Raw genomic sequence first — 16,829 nt, 5'->3', positions numbered from 1 at the left:
CTTATTGTTCCAGTCGGTTACGCCAGGTGGTCAGGACGTCGCTACGGGTGATCAGGCCGATAAACCGATCGTTATCGGTGACGACCACGACGTGTCCACGGTCGAAGATATCTTTAAGCGCGCTTTCCGGGGCGTGCTTATCCAGGGTTTCGACATGGCGGGTCATCGCCTCTCTGACCGGCAGCGCGAAACGCCGGCTGTCGCCCTGGACGTGGCTTATCAGATCCCATTCATCGACGATGCCAACCACGTGGCCGTTTTCAAGCACCGGCAGTTGTGAGAAATCGTACAGGCGCATACGCGCAAGGACGGCAGCCAGCGTATCGTCGGGCGCGGCGGTGACGGTTGCGCCTTCATCATGACGCAGGGCGATAAAATCGCTAAGATCGCCGCGCGTCGGGCGGCTTAGCAGACCTTGCTGGCGCATCCAGTCGTCGTTGAACATTTTCGACAGGTACTTGTTACCGCTATCGCAGGCGAAGGTTACCACCCGCTTAGCGGTGGACTGCGACCGGCAGTAGCGCAGAGCTGCTGTCAGCAGGGTGCCCGTTGACGAGCCGGCGAGGATACCTTCCACTTGCAGCAGCTGCCGGGCGGTGGCGAACGCTTCACGATCGGTCACGCGCCACGCTTTGCGTACTTTCTCCAGATGGGCGAGCGGGGGAATAAAATCTTCGCCGATCCCCTCCACCAGCCAGGCGCCGGTTTCACCGTATTGCCCGGTCTCTACCTGGTCCGCCAGAATTGAACCGGCTGGATCGGCAAGAATAAATTCGGTTTTCGGCGAATGTTGCGCAAACCACGCCTGCAAACCGCCCAGGGTACCGCCTGAGCCGACACCGACCACGATGGCGTCAATATCGCCATCGAGCTGCTCAAACAGCTCCGGCGCGGTAGTGGTGGCATGAGCCAACGGGTTGGCTTCATTATTGAACTGGTCAATATAAAACGCGCCCGGCGTTTCATCCGCCAGACGGCGGGCGTAGTCCTGATAATAGGCGGGATGACCTTTGTTGACGTCCGAGCGGGTTAACTGCACGGTGGCGCCGAGCGCACGCAGATGGAAAATTTTCTCGCGGCTCATTTTGTCCGGCACCACCAGGATCAGTTTGTAGCCTTTCTGCGCGGCAATCAGCGCCAGCCCCAGCCCGGTATTACCGGCGGTGGCTTCAATGATGGTGCCGCCGGGGCGCAGTTTTCCCTGGCGCTCGGCTTCATTAATCATCGACAACGCCACGCGATCCTTTATCGAACCGCCGGGATTTTGGTTTTCCAGTTTCAGGAACAGGCTGCACGGGCTGGTATCCAGTTTATGCAGTTGTAACAGCGGGGTATGACCAATCAGGTCGCTTACAGAGTGAAAGAGTGACATAACCATTTACCCATTCGTATCGAGATAGCTGAATGGTAGAACTGTAAAAACGGCATTTTAAAGAACATAAATCTGCTGTTTAGCGCAAAATGGAATATAAGATGCTTTTTAGCCATCCAGAAGGAAAGCAGGTTATCCGCCCGGGCGTATTGATTGCTGGAATAGTGGTTTTTTGTCTTGTTTTTAAGCAAATTAGCCGCCGTCGTTGGCTGATCTATGCATTTTCCGGCAAAGCATTACTGAAAATTATCGATAGCTTGACTCTCCAGGCATAGCGATTATAAATAAATTGACTATGCCGATACGGCAAGGCTATGACCGTCACTGGATTACCACCTGGACCGATAAGGGAATACTGATGAAACTGTGGAATAAAACGCTGATTACCTCTGCATTGTGCCTGGCGTTGTTTGGCTGCGATGACTCATCGAAAGTCGACAATAAACTGGATCAGGCCAAAGATAACGCGGAACAAATTAAAGATGCGGCCGCCGATAAAGCGCGGGCCATTAAGCAAGAAGCGGATAAGCAGATCGACGACATCAAAACGCAGGCCAATAATGAAGCGGATAGCCTGAAAAACCAGGCCAGTAGTATTAAATCTGAAGCTGACAAGAAAGCTGACGCGATTGCCCAGGATGCGAAAAATAAAGCGGATGCGGTAAAACAGGATGCGCAGCAAAAAAGCGATGCGATCATGAAAGAGGCGGGAAAAATTAAAGATAACGCTATCGTTGAAGCCAACCAGCTTTCCGCGGATGCCGCCAATAAAACCAAAGAAATAAAAGAGAGTATCGCGCCGGAGCAAGCGCCAGCGCAGCAGGCGCCGGCCAGCCAGCAGTAATATACTGGACTGCTACCGCGGCGATACCATTCTCGCCGCGGTGTATTTTATCAGGAAATAAACAGACTCAGTAATAATACCATCAACAGACCCACCACCGAGTTGATAAGCTCCAGTAAGCCCCAGGTCTTAAAGGTATCGCGCATCGAGATACCAAACGTTTCCTTAAATAGCAGAAACCCGCCGTCATACATCAGAGTAATGGTATTGCTACCGCAGGCCACCGCCAGACACATCAGCGCCGGATTAAGGTGAAACGCGGTCACCATCGGCGAAACAATCCCGGCTGAAGTAATTGCCGCCACGGCGCCCTGGCCGGTAAGAATACGAATAATCGCCGTAATCAACCAGGCGATAATAAACGGCGACAGCGGGACGTGGCTCATCATCGTGACAATATGGTCGCCGACGCCGGAATCGATAATAACCTGTTTAAGAATGCCGCCGGCGCTGATGACGAACAGGACGTTGGCAATTCTGGCGACCGAATCCGTCACGCAGTGGTTAACCTGAACGGCGTTCATGCCGCGGCGGCAGCCAAGCAGCCAGATTGCGGCGCCGGTCGCCAGCAGCATGCTAATTTCCGCACTGCCGAGGAACTGGAAGAATTTTGCCGCAGAAGAGGCCGCGCCAAACAGCGACTGAATCAGCGAAGACGCAATCATTAATATCGCGGGGATCAGCGGAATGGCAATGCTGACCGCAAACGACGGCAGCGCGTCGGCAGGTTTCTCCTCCTGCGGTTTAATCATGGCATTCAGCTTCATCTCGCGGATACCCGGAAGCCAGGCGGGTAACAGGATCCCCGCACAGAACAGCGCCGGGACTATCACGATAATGCCGTACAGATAAACCTGAACAATATCCGCCTGGAAGGCGCTGACTAATGCAACCGGCCCCGGCTGTGGCGGAAATAAACTATGGCCCATGGTGGCGCCGACGACCGTCGGTATAACAAGTTTCATCCACGGGATATTGGCTTTGCTGGCGATGTTGAGAACCAGCGGCATAGCAATCAAAAACGCCACTTCATAAAACATGGCAATACCGAAGATGACGCCGATAAACATCAAGCCGACCGCCAGATAACGGGTACCGCAACGTCTGATTACCGTATCGGCAATCTGCTGGCTGGCGCCGGATTCGGTCATAAATTTGCCGATGATAGCGCCGAATATAATGATCAGCGCCAGGTGTCCCATTATTCCGCCCAGTCCTTGCTGAACCATCGAGACGATTTTATCGAGGGGCACACCTTCCATAATGGCGACAAACAGGCCGGCAATTAATAAGGCGAAAATATTGTGTACTTTGTATTTCAGATTCATGATGACCAGTAGCGCAATACCGACCACCACCCATAGCAGTGCCAGGGCTGGAGACATGGCATCCTCCCAACAGAGATTTTATTATTTTCAGTGCCGGAGAGCTCCGGCACCAGGGTGACGAGCGGATCAGGCGTGCTGGTTTTCCAGCGCTTCCCATAATCCCAGTAGGTAAGTGGCGCCGAGCGCGCGATCGTATAAACCGTATCCCGGACGGCCGGTTTCTCCCCAGATAAAACGGCCATGATCGGGACGAATATAGCCGTCGAAGCCGTTGTCGTGCAGCGCCTGCATCACCCGGTACATATCGAGCGAGCCGTAGCGGGTAGGGTGCGCCGATTCGTAGAAATCTTTGTCTTTTATGATTTTAATATTTCTGACATGAGCGAAATGAATGCGCCCGCGCTGGCTGAATTCCGCGAGGATTTGATAAACGTTATTTTGCGGCTCCTCGGCAATAGAGCCGGTACATAAGGTAATACCGTTTGCCGGTGAATCCACCGCGCGACACAACCAGTCGAGATCGTCGCGGTTTTTAATAATGCGCGGCAGACCAAAAATAGAGTACGGCGGATCGTCAGGATGAATGGCCATTTTCACGCCGACCTCTTCGCAGACCGGGATAATTTTCTCCAGGAAATAGACTAGGTTTTCTCGCAGTTTGTCGTCATCGACCGCTTTATAGCTGTCGAATAGCGTCTGTACCTGCGCTAAACGTTCGGGCTCCCAGCCCGGCAGGGCATAGCCGTTGGCGTTGCTGAGCACTTCCGCGACGACCTGTTCCAGCGTTTTATCGATGCCGGCTTTTTCAAAAGCCATCGTCAGCGACCCGTCCGCCAGCCGGTAGTTCATGTCGGTTTTCATCCAGTCGAAAACCGGCATAAAGTTGTAGCAGATGACCTTAACGCCAAAGGCTGCGAGGTTACGGATAGTTTGCTGATAGTTAGCGATATAGCGATCGCGCTCCGGCAGCCCGATTTTAATCGCGTCGTGAATATTCACGCTTTCGATAACTTCCATCGTCAGGCCGTTAGCGTGGGCCTGCTCGACTAACGCCTTAATTTTCTCCCGTGGCCAGACTTCGCCAACCGGAACGTCGTACAGCGCGCCGACCACACCTTCCACCCCCGGAACCTGACGGATCTGCTCAAGAGTGACTTTATCTTCGTCTGGTCCAAACCAGCGCATCGTCATTTGCATGAAAACTTTTCCTTACCGCGTTGTTTATAGTCTACTACCATACAAGTTAGATTAAGGATAACGACAATGCGGTGAGGGGGACATGATCGAACTCACAAAACCATACATCGGCTGAATTGCACACTCACTGAAGGAATACTCATTACAAGATGCGTAAAATCGGGTAAAAGGGGCGGCTAACGTGGCGGCATCAGGTAGAATTACTATGCTTAGAGACGAGGTCTCTTTTTTAAGTCGTTAATTTTGTTTGTATGGAGAGTGTATGGGTTTCTGGAGAATCGTATTTACTATCATCCTGCCGCCGCTGGGCGTACTGCTGGGTAAAGGTTTCGGCTGGGCATTCATTTTGAATATAATTCTGACCTTGCTGGGCTACATTCCTGGTCTCATCCACGCGTTCTGGGTGCAAACCCGCGATTAACCCTGCCGTAATCTAGCGGCGCTGTTGCGCCGCTATCATTCATATCGTTAAGCTTCAGCGATTAGCTTTTAACGTGCCTTTCAGCCCATGCGGCTCCGAGCGCAGATATTGCGGCGGCACGCTAACCTGGGCCCCCAGAGCCGCCGCAGCCTGCCACGGCCAGTGTGGGTTGTAGAGCGCTGCGCGGGCGATGGCAATCAGATCGGCGTCGCCGTTTTGCAGTGCATCTTCAGCCTGCTGCGGTTCGGTAATTAACCCTACGCCAATGACCGGAACGTTAACCTGCTGGCGGATTTCATGGGCGAACGGTAATTGATAGCCAGGACCGACCTGAATCGCCTGCTGCGGCGACAACCCGCCGCTGGAGACGTGAATATAGTCGCAACCCAGTGCTTCAAGCTGCTGACTAAAGACGATGGATTGCGCGGTATCCCAACCGCCGTCTACCCAGTCTGTCGCCGAAAGTCGCACGCCGACGGCGATATTTTCGCTGACCGCCTCCCGTATTGCCTGGAAAACCTCCAGCGGGAAACGTAAGCGGTTTTCCAGTGAACCGCCGTATTCATCTGTACGCTGGTTGCTCAACGGAGAGAGGAACTGATGCAGCAGGTAGCCGTGCGCGGCATGCAGCTCTATCAGTTCAATTCCCAGGCGTTCGGCGCGCCGCGCGCTATCAACAAAGGCTTGCTTAAGCCGCGCCAGATCGTCATGGCTCAGCGCTTTTGGCGCCCGGTCGCCGTCATGAAATGCCAGTGCGGATGGGGCGACGGTTTGCCAGCCGCCGTTATCCAGCGTCAACTGACCGCCGCCAAGCCAGGGTGCAGTGACGGAGGCTTTGCGCCCGGCATGTCCCAGCTGGATACCGATGCGGGTTGTTGAATAGGCGCGAACATCTTCCAGCACTCGGTACAGGGCGGCTTCGGTTTCATCGTCCCACAAGCCGACGTCCGCCGGGGAAATGCGGCCCGCAGGCTCGACGGCGCTGGCTTCAATAATCACCAAACCGGCGCCGGAAAAAGCCAGCTGTCCAAGATGAATGCGGTGCCAGGCGGTCGCCTTGCCGTTTTCGGCGGAATACTGACACATCGGGGCGATGACAATACGGTTTTCCAGCTCCAGTTTACCAATGCGCGCAGGGCTAAATAGTTGACTCATATGTACCTCGTAAGAGTTGTGCTGCCTGATAACCTTTAGTTGTAACATGCCTGAATGACGGCCTCTTTTCCGTTGTTGCGCTTAAGAGGCTGTTAGTTGTTAATCGCATGCTAATGGATCACCAATCATGACTGAACCACAGCTTACGCCGATGTCCGCTGGCCTGCTGTGAAACCGCTCTGGCCATTGCGGCGCCGATCTCCGCGCTGGCGACGAGCCCCTGAACGAAAGGACGGTCATGCATCAGCCACGGCAGCGCGCCGAAGGCAATGCGGCCGCGAGCGCACGCTGGCGCCTGCAGGGTGTAATCATCACCGATATCCGGGATTTCATCACCGCAGGCGAGAAGCTGCTGGCGCAGCGTCGGGAAAGGGATGTCTTTACTCTTCAGCGCCTTTTGGCCTCTGGCGTCAATAAAGACGTCAAATTCGCTGCGTTGGTTATGGTGGTGGATGACCGTCAGCTGTGGTTGAACCTCCAGTTGATAATCGGACCCCAGCGGCAAAATACTAATAACCCCGGCCTCCCGTAACGCCAGCAGACGGCGAATCGATTCCGACGGAATGGCCGCGTAATTATCGATAAATATCCGGGCGAGCCCTGTTTTAAAGCGTTCGCGGTCGCGTTCATCAAGATGCGGCGTAATCGTCTCAATGACTTCATGCAGACGAAGAATGGTATACCGCCACGGCACGGTATGCTGTTGCTGTTTATTGCGTTCCACTTCCTGCAAATTGACATGTGCCCAGGCGAAGGGATCGTGTCGTTTTCTATCGATAAACCAGGCGTCGCTGAACGTATCCGCGGTCAACTGGCGCAAGCCTATCTGCCTGCACCATTGCGGCGCGGCGAGCTCCAGCTCTTTGACGATAAGCTGGAATACGCGATCCAGCAATCCCTCGCTCCCCTTAGCGATGGCCGCTTCCAGCGCCTGATGGGTGACTATCTCCAGCGGTTCATAGGGGATGGGGCAGTAGAAATCGGCCTCGGGCAGAATGCCATTTCGCGACATCAGTGTGATGTGGAGTTTATGGCTCGCGTCATTCAGCCGAAAATGGACGCTCTCATCGGCGTCAGCCGAAAAATGGCCATGCTGAATGACGACGGCGACGGCGGCATCAATACCGCTGAGTGACGTTCCCATGATACCGACCCGACACGGCGCGATCTGCGCCTGCATCAGACCGCTCCAGGGGCTGGGATAATATTCGCGGGGGGAATCATCGTCCTGCGGCCAGAGATGTCCGGTGGCGATAACGGCAAAATCCGCGCGTTCCGCTGTGGGCGCATGGTTAACCCACAGTTTGACGCCATCCTGTTCCGCCTGGAGATCGGTCACCTCGCAGGACTCGCGCACGCTAACGTTGAAACCCGCTAACCTTGCTTTCTCCAACACCGCCAGGAACCGATCGCGATAATAGTCGCCGAGGATCACGCGCGGTAAAAATTGCCGCTCATGTAAGGCCTCACGCTCAATGCCATGCCGGGTGAGCCAGTCTTCGCTCTGATTTTGTAGCCACGTCAGATAGGTAATATAGATGGGGGGAATTTCGATACTGGCGATATTCGCCAGCATTTGCGCTGAGTTATGCTCATCGTTATAAGGCATTCCGACGCCAGCCTCTTCACCCTGCTCGTAGAGCACTATCTCCAGCGGCTCACCCCGTTCAACCAGGGAATGAAAAGTATAGATCCCGGTCGGCCCTACGCCGACAATCGCCACTTTCTTCATCGTTATCCTTCCTTTGGTGTGATTCCCGAACTGAAAGATAAGTGTGGTAGAGAAAATGACGAAAGGTGGAGTTATTTAGGCAAGGCGAGGAAAAGAGTGCGTTCCTGGGTGGTTGAGGCTTTAAATCCGTGGTGTAGATAGAATCGTTTCGCGCTATCGGTCAGGGCATGGACCATCAGGGCACGTACGCCAACATTTTCGGCAACGCGATAACTGCGTAACAGCGCATCATGGAGTAGATCAGCCCCCAGCCCCTGTCCGTGAAAAGCGCAGTCGATCGCCAGGCGGGCGAGAATGATGACCGGGATAGGATCGGGCATATTACGCCGCAGGCCGCCAGTGGCTTCCGTGTGATTAACGCTGCCGGTTGCCAACGAATAAAACCCCACCACCTGGTGGCTATCTTCCTTGCAGACCACGAAGGTTCTCGCGGCGCCCTGAGCCTGGTTTTTCATTCCTCGCTGTTTTAGCCATTGATCGAGAACCGTTTCTCCGCAACAAAATTCCGCAATCTGATGGTATGAGGATAGCGGTGCAGGCGCGCTTACTTTTCCCATTGCGGCTTTCTCGCCAGCAATTTATCGAGAGCGGGGTTAGCTTCAACCGGCGCATCCAGCATGTCGATAAATTCGGCGTATTGCTCATCGCTTAAGTTAAACACCCGACGGTCGAGAATAACGTTTTCTGCCGCCTGGCAGGCCATCTCAAGGATAAAGTCGGTCCGCGATTTGTGCAGAATTTCAGCGGCCGCATCAATCAGCGCCCGCTGGGACTCCTTCGCCCGGATGTTGAGTTGGATATCTGATTTCATCTTCTTTTCCTGTATAGCAATTGGTATACAGCTCATTGTAGAACAGCCGTATATCAAATGCTATACATTCTGCCAGCGCGGAATATCAGGGGACATATACTTAATTTGAAACAAATTAGCATGCTAATTAACTTGCGGCCATACGATTATTGGGTGTATTTAACATATGGGTAACTTAAGAAACTTTACATTTACATATGCAGTTGGCCCTGCATGTTCATTCGGGGAGCTGCTACATCTCCAGGCCGCTGTGCCAGGATAGGGATAACACGATGTTAGGCTGGACTTCACTACAGCGCAATGCCGCCATTGCCAGCTTCTTAAGCTGGACACTTGATGCCTTCGATTTTTTCCTCCTTGTATTCTTACTGAGTGACATTGCCCAGACGTTTCACGTTGGGCTGGAAAAGGTCACGCTGGCGATATTACTGACGCTTGCCGTACGGCCTATCGGCGCGCTCATTTTTGGACGGCTCGCCGAGAAATATGGCCGTAAGCCGATCCTGATGTTGAATATCATCTTCTTTTCGATTTTCGAGCTGCTGTCTGCCGCGGCGCCGTCATTAACGATTTTTCTGGTTTTAAGAGTGCTATATGGCGTGGCGATGGGCGGTATTTGGGGCGTGGCGTCGTCGCTGTCAATGGAAACTATCCCGGACCGTTCCCGTGGGCTAATGTCGGGGATTTTCCAGGCCGGTTATCCGTTTGGCTATCTGATTGCCGCCGTCGCTTATGGGCTGCTATTTGATTTACTCGGCTGGCGCGGGATGTTTGTTATCGGCGCAGCGCCTATTTTGCTGCTGCCGTTTATCTGGTTTTGCGTGCAGGAGTCACCGGTATGGTTAGCGTCACGGGCGAAAAAGGAGAGCACGGCGCTACTGCCGGTACTGAAAACGCACTGGAAATTGTGCTGTTATCTGGTGGTACTGATGGCGGCGTTCAACTTCTTCTCCCACGGCACCCAGGATCTGTATCCGGTATTTTTGAAAGTGCAGCATGGCTTTGATCCGAAAACGATCAGTATTATTGCGGTCACTTACAATATTGCGTCGATCATCGGCGGGGTGCTGTTCGGTTCGCTTTCCGAGAAGATTGGCCGTAAAAAGGCCATTATTACCGCCTCGCTGCTGGCGCTACCGGTTATCCCGCTGTGGGCATTCGCTAGCGGTTCACTGATGCTGGGAATCGGCGCATTCCTGATGCAGTTTATGGTTCAGGGCGCCTGGGGCGTGGTCCCGACCTATCTAAATGAACTGGTTCCCGCGAATACCCGGGCGGTGCTGCCGGGCTTTGTGTATCAACTGGGTAATCTTATCGCTTCGGTTAATGCGACTTTACAGGCGACGATTGCGGAACACCATGGACAGAACTATGGGCTGGCGATGGCAATCGTTGCCGGTACGGTGGCGATCATTATCGCGATACTGACCTTCTTTGGTCAAGAAAGTCGGGCGAAGAAGATAAGCGGGGCGGTTGAGCAAAACGCCATGCAGCATGTGAGTCGGTAACACGCTATGGCAAAGCGGGTAGCAATAGTCTACCCGCTTTGGATTAGCCCTGGTTAAGTTCGCCTTCGATAGATTTCAACCCGGCCATCGCGCAAGCTTCGTCGAAATTTCCCCCCGGCGCGCCGCCGACGCCAACCGCGCCAATGACCTGATCTCCCATCTTAACCGGCACTCCGCCAGCTAACAGCAGGAAGTCTGGTATATCACGCAGGTTCGCGGCCCCGGCGTTAGACTGAGAACCTTTCATGACATTGCTGGTGGCATTTTTAGTGGTTAGCGCGGTGAACGCTTTCATACGGCTGGCTTCGACGGTGTGCGGGCCGGCATTATCCATTCTCTTCATTAATAGCGGCGTACCGGCACGGTCGACCACAGTAACGGCGACGTTGTAGCTGTCTTTGGCGCAGGACTGTAGCGTGCTTTGCGCGATTTTATCCGCGAGCTCCACTGACAAATTTTTCTGGCTGAGAACGCCCGTGGCGGCGCTTGCGGTAGTGACCAGGCTGCCGAGCAGGATGGCGCTTAGAAGGATACGTTTCATAGTGATGCTCCGTCGTGTTGAGTGGCGATAGGGCAATACTAGGGGGCAGGGAGCATGGCGACTATTGCCGCGAATACGGAACGTACCAGGTATTTTTACTTAGACGCGCTGGCGACATCAGCGTAAATCTTCAACAGTTTGGGCAGCGAGTTAACTTCAAGCTTGCTAAAAATATTGGCGCGATGCGCTTCGACGGTACGCGGCGAGAGTGAACATATACGGGCGATTTCTTTACTGGAGTAGCCCTGGATCAGCTGCTGGAGCATTTCATGCTCGCGTGCGGTTAGGGTGGCGAGTTTTTCCTGCAGCGGCAGTAATTTCTGTTGTTGTTCGAGGTGCGCGCTTTGCTGCGCCATCGCTTCGCCAACCACTTCGAATAACAGGTCGGCATCAATGGGTTTGGTTAAAAATTCAAATGCGCCATTTTTGAAGGCGCGACGGCATAAATCAATATTACCGTGCCCGGTCATAATAATAACCGGTAAGGTTAGACCTAACTGGCGCCACTCATCGAGCAGCGTCAGCCCGGTTTTCCCCGGCATGCGAATATCTAGCAGCATACAACCGGTTAATTCGGCAAGATTCCCTGCCTGATGTTGAAAAGCGTGTGCGCTATCAAACGCCTGCGTCTGCCAGCCAACGGTTGAGAGCAGCAGACTTAATGAATCGCGTATTGCCGCATCGTCATCAATTAACCAGATATACTGCTCCATCACTTCTCCTCATTGCGCAGCGGAAACCATAACCGGAAGCAGGCGCCTTGTCCGGTGATATTGCTCGCTTCTATCGTGCCATTAAGACGCTGAACAAGGGTATCCGCAAGGGCCATGCCGAGTCCCACACCATCAGTACGGGTGGTATAAAACGGTATAAAAACCTGCTCCAGCGCTTCAGATGATAACCCTGGTCCGCCATCAGTAAGAGTTAAGGCGATACCGTCATTCACTCGCTCAGCTTGCAGATGGATCCACGCGCTACCTGGAACATTTGCGCTTTGCGCCTGAATGGCATTGCTAACGATATTATGCAGAATTTGCTCTACCCATAGCGGCGGCGCTGGAAGCGCGGGTAGGTCCGGCGGAAAATGGCTGGAGACGCGAACTTTCCCCGCGCTGATCTCGTTATCCAGCAATTCGCAAACGCGTAGCCACAGAGACGGAAGGTCCACCGGCTGATATTCGGCGCGCTTGCTGGTTAGCTTGAGACGAAACTGGCTGAGCAGGGCGTCAATGCGTTTTATCTGCAACACTGAGGCCTCAAGCAGTTCGGGGATCTTTACGGGATCGTTTTTTTTAATCAGGCGCACTGCCGCCTGGTTATAGCTCATGATGGCGGTCAACGGTTGATTAAGCTCATGTACGATGCCGGCGGCCAGTTCGCCCATGGTATTAAGACGAGTGAGTTCGCCATAGCGAGAGCGTAAATCGGCGATATCCCGTCGGCGTTTATTGGTTCGATACTGATTAACGAGATAGATAATCACCGCCCAGAACAGTGCTGGTGAAAGTATCAGCCACCACGGCAGTTGATGCCACTGCGGGTTATCGCCTGCGCTAATCCGCAGCGGCTGTGTCGGGCTGGCGACGGTTTTCTCCCAACGCCACCAGGTGTTGGCAGAGGCGGTACCTTCCTCAAACAACGTGGTATCGTCCCAGAGAATGGCAAGATGTTTGAATGTCTTTTTCTCATTGAGACTGTTAAGTAGGGTGTTCAAATCAATCAGCAGGGAAATGCCCGGAAGATTCAGCCAGTAGCGTGCGGGGCTTTGCGCGACGATGGGGCGTCGCGGCTCCAGGGAATCATAGCGCCGCCATTGCACGATCTGCGGCAGGATCTGCTGGACTTCGGCGGCATTTTGACCGGCCGGAAGCAGGGGGATGATGGCATCGTGCTGCGACACCTTCACCGTGATTTCTCGATACAGGATGCGGAAGTCGGCGGAGCGCGCGTCATATTGCTGTTGAAGAAACCAGGCGCCAAGCCCCGTCGAGCTTAACAACGTCAGCATGAGCCAGCAGAGGTTTTTTATCATATCGCATTTTGTGCATGATGTTTTAATTGCCAGCGCCAAACTCGATTATGTAAATAAAATGCTGAGGTTTTTACAAACATTGCGCTGTTAATCAGTTTGATGCTCCCAGCGCTAAACAATACACCAACCAAAGCGCTTATAAGCAAACCGGCATGCCCACCAAATATGAATACCGAAATGAATGCGTAAACGAGATTTCCCGCGGCGAGCGCGGCGGTCAGGAAAATCAGACCTAGATAGAACTTAAGCGCCGCCAGAAAACCTCGAGAGAACAGCGTCATCGACGGGAAGATCAGCAGACAGTAAAGTAAACCTGTGGGGATGATACCAGCAAAAACAGCATGCGCGGGCCAGGAAAACCACTGAAAGATGGCTCCCCAAAGCGTTAGCTGCGGCATAGCAAAACTTATCACGCTTAACAGCGCGCTTAAAATAAAAGGCACGCCAGCCGTATGCAACCCGACAGGGGTTCCCATACGCTCCATCAAGTACATTTTCGCGGACTCTAACTGCTTAGGATCCTGCTCCTTTATCCTTTGCTCAACGATGGTGCCCAGTTTGAGACTGTCATTAATATATTTCATTATGCCGAGTGCTTTAACTATCTAAAATGAGAACGACTGTATAACGCCGATGACGTACTTACCGGATTGCGACACATTTTGCGGATGGCGTATTGTTCCGGTGAGCGCGCTCCCCGCGAAGGCTGAGGTATTAATAACCGCATTCGTTAATTCGCGCTGCAAAGAACGCTGTATTGCCTCAGACGGGAAACGCTTAGGGTAAAGCTGCGCCTGCATGGCCGCCTTAATTCCACCGTTAGAAATTCCTGGATTTTGGGCGCGGATGATTTCTTCTGTAATACGCTTACGTTCGGCCCGGCTCAGACTTTTGAGCCAGTTTATCGCCCCGGAGGAGGAACTGGCTTTCATTAATTTATATGTTGCAATGGTACTTTTTAAACCCGCCCCAGCGCCAGCTAAAGAAACGATATCCAGGGCTGACGAGGTTGCGGTATACCAGTCCTGGCTGTCAAGCCAGGCAATATCCTCCTCATGGCCGATACCGATAGCTAACAGACGTCCGCTACCGATAAAACACTGTAAACCTGTCGCCACACCACCTGCAGTGATCATTGCTGCCACCACGCCTGAGGCTCCGGCGGTGAGCGGGATGGCCGCGCCAGCTCCAAGCGCTAAAAAGACAGTGACCACGGCAGCGCCGCAGGCTATAGCCGTGGAGGTAATTTCATTAGCCAGTGACGGTGCTTGTAGCGTTTTGATCGTGGCTTTTGCGGCATTGTGCGGCGTCGAGGATGCAATTTTTGTCACGATAACATGGCTAACGCTACTTTGGTTTGGTGTGGCGATTCTACGTGAAGGGCGCACAAGCCAGCGATTCATTCCGTCGGAATAGATTATCCCGGCTTGAGAGAAATCACGGGAGCAGTCCAGTTGTGCGGCCAGCGCGGTAAAATCAAAATCACTACCAGAGGCTAGTCCCAGGCTACGAGCAAACCCATAGTCGGGCAGATTTGAAGAATGTGCAGGGAAGGTCATGAGCTGCTCGCTACGTGAATTGTGGAATTATAGAAAAATGAGGTTAGATGTTAAAAAAACCATAAACAACCAGGAATAGTCCGAAACAGACTAACTTTTGAACTCAATCAAGTATTTACCTGATATTGGAAGGGTACGCGTCGTACAGTACGGATGAGGGCTTGAGCAATATAATTAGGCGGTGATGAAAAATTGAAAACATCGCCTGCCAGCGATTTAGTGTGTCGCCGGCAGGAACGAAGTGGATGGTACAAAGTTGTGAAATAAACTGGTGAATTATTTATTCAGCAGTTCTTCATATTGCGCCTGGAATTGCGGGGCGTTCATTGCCCCATCAAAGAGGCTATAGGTGATATAACCTTTATTAAGCCAGCCGGAATCGGTGTCATTCTCTACTGTCTTTAATGATTCCGGATTGATGGTTTGTTTAGCGCGTCCATCAGGCAAAATATCATAACCAATCTGTGGGGTAGGGAACATCTCATTTTCAACATAGTGCACACCTTTAATTTTTGATTTTGGCAGCGGCGGATAGTTAATGCTTAAGCCCGACCCTTTAGGCAATAAAGGTGTTCCAGAAACCTGTTTATGATTCAGCGTTTCAACAACATCAACCACATAATCCACTGCATCAGGCCAGTATTTATGGGTGCTTGGCCATTTATTCTTCATTTCATCTTCAGTAAAGATATATCCAATGCTGGCCGCAATCGCCGGGAAACCATAACGTACAGCCCTGGCTGCCGCACTTACCGTCCCTGAATTGACCTGAGCCATTCCGGTATTCGGGCCATCGTTGACGCCAGAAATAACCAGGTCCGGCGGATTATTAATGAGTATTCCCCGTAAGCCAAAATCAACCGCATCGGCGGGCGTTCCCGGGAAGCAGTAGCGTTTATCAGCAGCCTTCTTTACATCAAAGATTTTACCCGTTTTGAATGTAATGGCCGAACCGATGCCGCTCTGATTGGTGGCTGGAGCAACCATCCACACATCAAAACCTTTTTGCGTGAGTTTTTCCTGAAGCGAAATACTGCCCGGAGATTCGCAACCATCGTCGTTGACAATCAAAATTTTTAGCGGCGCGGCGCTTGCGGTAAAAGCGAATGCAGAGATCAGCGCAGCGGCAATACATGACTTGTTCATCGTAACTCCTGTTATTCATGAGGGTAACTAAAATGCAAAAAAAAAACCTAAGGCCGCTCCTGCAACGAGTACAGAAACGGCCTTAGGTTTTGCCTGAAACAGTAACAATCCCAAGAGAGTTTAAAATACGTACTGCAGATATTAACGTCCAGATGGGAATACGGTTGATATGAGGAGGATCACAATTACATAAATCATCGCTATAGATTAGGTGCAATTCAAAAACATTAGTGATAGGGTCCGTAATAGCTGGATTGTTACTGTTTCAACAGGCAAAACCTACGTTTTCTTCTCCACCTCAATACCAGGGGGCTGAAGAGTACGTAGGTTTTTTTTTGGCTATGAAAAAGGACTCTTTAAAATGAAAAAATTATTTCTGGGTGTCTTAATGGCAGTTACTGCCATTACCAGTCCACTGCTGATGGCGAACACGAATGATAAAAATGACCAGCAGGAGGTCATCAATATTTATTTTGCGCGCCATGGTAAAACGCTGCTTAATTCGTTTGACCGCGTGCAAGGTTGGATTGATTCCCCATTGACCAAGGATGGGGTGCAGGTTGCTCAATATTTAGGTGAGGGACTCAAAGGGATAAAATTTGATCGTTTTTATTCCAGTGATGCGGGACGGCAGCGCGAAACCATGGCAGTGATTCTTAAACAGGCTGGCGTAACGGATTATCATTTAACAGAAATGACAGGCCTGCGAGAGGCGTTTTTTGGTGGTTTTGAAGGCGGTTATAATGTCGATATGGCCAATGCAGGCGCACACACGCTAGGAATGACGGACAGCAAAGCGCTTTTTAAAGCGATGAAAGCAGGCACGCTCTCGGTAAAGGAAAGCCAGAACGCGCTGGCCAAATCCGATCCTAAACAGCTAGCGGAAAACTATGAGCAAGTAAAAGTACGGACACAAGCTGCGCTGGCAACTATTGTAGAAAATGCTCAAAAAGAGGGTGATAAAAATATTCTGGCCATTTCTTCAGGCACGGCGATTCAGATAATGATTTCCGATCTGACGGACGACTCGGCCAAAAATCTGCCATTGTCGAATGCTGCAGTGGTGAAAATCACGTATCACGATGGTAAATACAGCGTGCCAGAAATTGGCACCATGAAATACGTTGAAGCAGGCAAGGTTTCACTAAACCATAAATAATATGACAGTTTAGTTTTCCGCCAT

18 protein-coding genes are annotated in these 16,829 nt (G+C 52.1%); 5 read left to right on the top strand and 13 right to left on the bottom strand.

Going from position 1 to position 16,829, the window contains the following annotated elements; genetic code table 11:
• Position 1 precedes the first annotated feature (1 nt).
• Positions 2–1,378 carry a pyridoxal-phosphate dependent enzyme gene (locus PGQ95_RS08095; RefSeq protein WP_430917648.1) on the bottom strand — a complete coding sequence of 459 codons (1,377 nt, stop codon included), beginning with the start codon at positions 1,376–1,378 and terminating at the stop codon, positions 2–4.
• A 95-nt stretch (positions 1,379–1,473) separates the two neighbouring features.
• Here PGQ95_RS08095 and PGQ95_RS08090 point away from each other — a divergent pair, with 95 nt between their 5' ends.
• Positions 1,474–1,647, top strand: a complete 174-nt coding sequence (locus PGQ95_RS08090) for a hypothetical protein (RefSeq protein ID WP_213794067.1) — start codon at positions 1,474–1,476, stop codon at positions 1,645–1,647.
• An 83-nt stretch (positions 1,648–1,730) separates the two neighbouring features.
• Positions 1,731–2,216 carry an E3 ubiquitin--protein ligase gene (locus PGQ95_RS08085; RefSeq protein WP_213316046.1) on the top strand — a complete coding sequence of 162 codons (486 nt, stop codon included), beginning with the start codon at positions 1,731–1,733 and terminating at the stop codon, positions 2,214–2,216.
• Between the two features lie 50 nt (positions 2,217–2,266).
• On the opposite strand, the gene PGQ95_RS08080 is transcribed toward PGQ95_RS08085, so the two are convergent.
• Positions 2,267–3,601 (bottom strand): gluconate:H+ symporter, encoded by a 1,335-nt coding sequence (locus PGQ95_RS08080; protein ID WP_087860743.1) that lies wholly within the window; start codon positions 3,599–3,601, stop codon positions 2,267–2,269.
• A gap of 69 nt (positions 3,602–3,670) precedes the next feature.
• Positions 3,671–4,741, bottom strand: coding sequence for a mannonate dehydratase (gene uxuA, locus PGQ95_RS08075; protein WP_045365882.1), 1,071 nt, complete (start codon positions 4,739–4,741; stop codon positions 3,671–3,673).
• A 262-nt stretch (positions 4,742–5,003) separates the two neighbouring features.
• On the opposite strand from uxuA, the gene PGQ95_RS08070 reads away from it, so the two are divergent.
• Positions 5,004–5,162: a YqaE/Pmp3 family membrane protein gene (locus tag PGQ95_RS08070; RefSeq protein ID WP_002903230.1), complete on the top strand. Its 159-nt coding sequence runs from the start codon at positions 5,004–5,006 to the stop codon at positions 5,160–5,162.
• 54 nt (positions 5,163–5,216) lie between these two features.
• On the opposite strand, the gene PGQ95_RS08065 is transcribed toward PGQ95_RS08070, so the two are convergent.
• From PGQ95_RS08065 to PGQ95_RS08050, 4 genes are all read right to left on the bottom strand, one after another.
• Entirely contained in the window at positions 5,217–6,317 is a 1,101-nt protein-coding gene (locus PGQ95_RS08065; RefSeq protein ID WP_271032500.1) for an NADH:flavin oxidoreductase/NADH oxidase, read from the bottom strand.
• 118 nt (positions 6,318–6,435) lie between these two features.
• Entirely contained in the window at positions 6,436–8,049 is a 1,614-nt protein-coding gene (locus PGQ95_RS08060) for an FAD-NAD(P)-binding protein (protein WP_271032501.1), read from the bottom strand.
• A gap of 71 nt (positions 8,050–8,120) precedes the next feature.
• Entirely contained in the window at positions 8,121–8,606 is a 486-nt protein-coding gene (locus PGQ95_RS08055; protein ID WP_087860747.1) for a GNAT family N-acetyltransferase, read from the bottom strand.
• On the bottom strand, positions 8,594–8,860 hold the full coding sequence (locus PGQ95_RS08050) for a DUF1778 domain-containing protein (RefSeq protein ID WP_015705366.1): 267 nt from the start codon (positions 8,858–8,860) through the stop codon (positions 8,594–8,596). Before PGQ95_RS08050 ends, PGQ95_RS08055 begins: the two co-directional genes overlap by 13 nt.
• A gap of 272 nt (positions 8,861–9,132) precedes the next feature.
• Between PGQ95_RS08050 and PGQ95_RS08045 the strand changes: the two genes are divergently transcribed.
• The gene (locus PGQ95_RS08045) at positions 9,133–10,368 is read left to right on the top strand and encodes an MFS transporter (protein ID WP_047067471.1); all 1,236 of its coding nucleotides are present in this window, start codon (positions 9,133–9,135) and stop codon (positions 10,366–10,368) included.
• Positions 10,369–10,411: 43 nt separating this feature from the next.
• On the opposite strand, the gene PGQ95_RS08040 is transcribed toward PGQ95_RS08045, so the two are convergent.
• The 6 genes from PGQ95_RS08040 to surE all read right to left on the bottom strand — a co-directional run bounded on the left by PGQ95_RS08040 (position 10,412) and on the right by surE (position 15,646).
• On the bottom strand, positions 10,412–10,909 hold the full coding sequence (locus tag PGQ95_RS08040) for a GlcG/HbpS family heme-binding protein (protein ID WP_087860748.1): 498 nt from the start codon (positions 10,907–10,909) through the stop codon (positions 10,412–10,414).
• A 95-nt stretch (positions 10,910–11,004) separates the two neighbouring features.
• The gene (locus PGQ95_RS08035) at positions 11,005–11,622 is read right to left on the bottom strand and encodes a response regulator transcription factor (RefSeq protein WP_113373398.1); all 618 of its coding nucleotides are present in this window, start codon (positions 11,620–11,622) and stop codon (positions 11,005–11,007) included.
• Complete coding sequence (locus PGQ95_RS08030) at positions 11,622–12,941, bottom strand: sensor histidine kinase (protein ID WP_271032502.1); 1,320 nt, start codon at positions 12,939–12,941, stop codon at positions 11,622–11,624. Before PGQ95_RS08030 ends, PGQ95_RS08035 begins: the two co-directional genes overlap by 1 nt.
• Positions 12,938–13,525 carry a hypothetical protein gene (locus PGQ95_RS08025; protein WP_047048272.1) on the bottom strand — a complete coding sequence of 196 codons (588 nt, stop codon included), beginning with the start codon at positions 13,523–13,525 and terminating at the stop codon, positions 12,938–12,940. The genes PGQ95_RS08030 and PGQ95_RS08025 overlap by 4 nt, the downstream gene beginning before the upstream one ends.
• A gap of 21 nt (positions 13,526–13,546) precedes the next feature.
• Entirely contained in the window at positions 13,547–14,500 is a 954-nt protein-coding gene (locus PGQ95_RS08020) for a hypothetical protein (protein WP_430917642.1), read from the bottom strand.
• Between the two features lie 276 nt (positions 14,501–14,776).
• On the bottom strand, positions 14,777–15,646 hold the full coding sequence (gene surE, locus PGQ95_RS08015) for a 5'/3'-nucleotidase SurE (RefSeq protein ID WP_271032503.1): 870 nt from the start codon (positions 15,644–15,646) through the stop codon (positions 14,777–14,779).
• 361 nt (positions 15,647–16,007) lie between these two features.
• Between surE and PGQ95_RS08010 the strand changes: the two genes are divergently transcribed.
• The gene (locus tag PGQ95_RS08010) at positions 16,008–16,805 is read left to right on the top strand and encodes a histidine phosphatase family protein (RefSeq protein WP_430917640.1); all 798 of its coding nucleotides are present in this window, start codon (positions 16,008–16,010) and stop codon (positions 16,803–16,805) included.
• The last annotated feature ends 24 nt before the right edge of the window (positions 16,806–16,829 follow it).

Origin of the sequence: Klebsiella sp. 141240 (assembly GCF_050600805.1) — a bacterium.
In the GTDB taxonomy this organism is placed as follows: Bacteria; Pseudomonadota; Gammaproteobacteria; order Enterobacterales; family Enterobacteriaceae; genus Klebsiella; species Klebsiella aerogenes.
Note: the sequence above shows the minus strand (reverse complement) of the source record. Positions and strands in the feature narration are given on the sequence as shown.

What these genes read in the sequence shown, in the direction of transcription:
- PGQ95_RS08095 (WP_430917648.1), bottom strand. Translation starts at nt 1,378, where the DNA reads ATGGTTATGTCACTCTTTCACTCTGTAAGCGACCTGATTGGTCATACC.
- PGQ95_RS08090 (WP_213794067.1), top strand. Translation starts at nt 1,474, where the DNA reads ATGCTTTTTAGCCATCCAGAAGGAAAGCAGGTTATCCGCCCGGGCGTA.
- PGQ95_RS08085 (WP_213316046.1), top strand. Translation starts at nt 1,731, where the DNA reads ATGAAACTGTGGAATAAAACGCTGATTACCTCTGCATTGTGCCTGGCG.
- PGQ95_RS08080 (WP_087860743.1), bottom strand. Translation starts at nt 3,601, where the DNA reads ATGTCTCCAGCCCTGGCACTGCTATGGGTGGTGGTCGGTATTGCGCTA.
- uxuA (WP_045365882.1), bottom strand. Translation starts at nt 4,741, where the DNA reads ATGCAAATGACGATGCGCTGGTTTGGACCAGACGAAGATAAAGTCACT.
- PGQ95_RS08070 (WP_002903230.1), top strand. Translation starts at nt 5,004, where the DNA reads ATGGGTTTCTGGAGAATCGTATTTACTATCATCCTGCCGCCGCTGGGC.
- PGQ95_RS08065 (WP_271032500.1), bottom strand. Translation starts at nt 6,317, where the DNA reads ATGAGTCAACTATTTAGCCCTGCGCGCATTGGTAAACTGGAGCTGGAA.
- PGQ95_RS08060 (WP_271032501.1), bottom strand. Translation starts at nt 8,049, where the DNA reads ATGAAGAAAGTGGCGATTGTCGGCGTAGGGCCGACCGGGATCTATACT.
- PGQ95_RS08055 (WP_087860747.1), bottom strand. Translation starts at nt 8,606, where the DNA reads ATGGGAAAAGTAAGCGCGCCTGCACCGCTATCCTCATACCATCAGATT.
- PGQ95_RS08050 (WP_015705366.1), bottom strand. Translation starts at nt 8,860, where the DNA reads ATGAAATCAGATATCCAACTCAACATCCGGGCGAAGGAGTCCCAGCGG.
- PGQ95_RS08045 (WP_047067471.1), top strand. Translation starts at nt 9,133, where the DNA reads ATGTTAGGCTGGACTTCACTACAGCGCAATGCCGCCATTGCCAGCTTC.
- PGQ95_RS08040 (WP_087860748.1), bottom strand. Translation starts at nt 10,909, where the DNA reads ATGAAACGTATCCTTCTAAGCGCCATCCTGCTCGGCAGCCTGGTCACT.
- PGQ95_RS08035 (WP_113373398.1), bottom strand. Translation starts at nt 11,622, where the DNA reads ATGGAGCAGTATATCTGGTTAATTGATGACGATGCGGCAATACGCGAT.
- PGQ95_RS08030 (WP_271032502.1), bottom strand. Translation starts at nt 12,941, where the DNA reads ATGATAAAAAACCTCTGCTGGCTCATGCTGACGTTGTTAAGCTCGACG.
- PGQ95_RS08025 (WP_047048272.1), bottom strand. Translation starts at nt 13,525, where the DNA reads ATGAAATATATTAATGACAGTCTCAAACTGGGCACCATCGTTGAGCAA.
- PGQ95_RS08020 (WP_430917642.1), bottom strand. Translation starts at nt 14,500, where the DNA reads ATGACCTTCCCTGCACATTCTTCAAATCTGCCCGACTATGGGTTTGCT.
- surE (WP_271032503.1), bottom strand. Translation starts at nt 15,646, where the DNA reads ATGAACAAGTCATGTATTGCCGCTGCGCTGATCTCTGCATTCGCTTTT.
- PGQ95_RS08010 (WP_430917640.1), top strand. Translation starts at nt 16,008, where the DNA reads ATGAAAAAATTATTTCTGGGTGTCTTAATGGCAGTTACTGCCATTACC.